1 protein-coding gene is annotated in these 408 nt (G+C 59.8%); it reads right to left on the minus strand.

Annotated features, from left to right (window positions below; translation table 11 throughout):
* Positions 1-399 (minus strand): recombinase family protein (locus QP415_RS10845; protein ID WP_285100062.1); only part of this gene is annotated, 399 nt, incomplete at its 3' end.
* Positions 400-408: the final 9 nt, after the last annotated feature.

Below are 408 nucleotides of genomic sequence, written 5' to 3' on the forward strand. Positions count from 1 at the left end.
GGCACTCCAGCAGCGCCAGAACTTGTATGAGGTTCCAGACTTGTAGGTGCGGGTTTTGCGTTGATAGTTCTTCCCACACGCGCCGCAGCAGATCCGCCCGGTGAATACGCCCGTGTTCTTTGACGGAGTGGCAGCCGGGCCCGCCTCACGCCTGTGCGCGATTTCTGCTTGCACCGCGTCAAACATCGCCTCATCAATGATCGCTGGGAGGGCTTGCTCGACCCAGTATCGCGGCAGCTCCCCGTCGTGGAAGGAGCGTGTGGGTGCTTGGATTGTGGGGCGGTACATTTTCTGTAGCATTTGGCAGCCCTTGTACCGCTCATTTTCGAGCATGCGACGAAACACGGACCCGTAGAACCGTCGCCCTCCCCGAGAGCGTTTACCTCCAGCATTGAGCATCGTCGCGGT

The organism is Pauljensenia sp. UMB3104 (assembly GCF_030217285.1).
Classification (GTDB): Bacteria; Actinomycetota; Actinomycetes; order Actinomycetales; family Actinomycetaceae; genus Pauljensenia.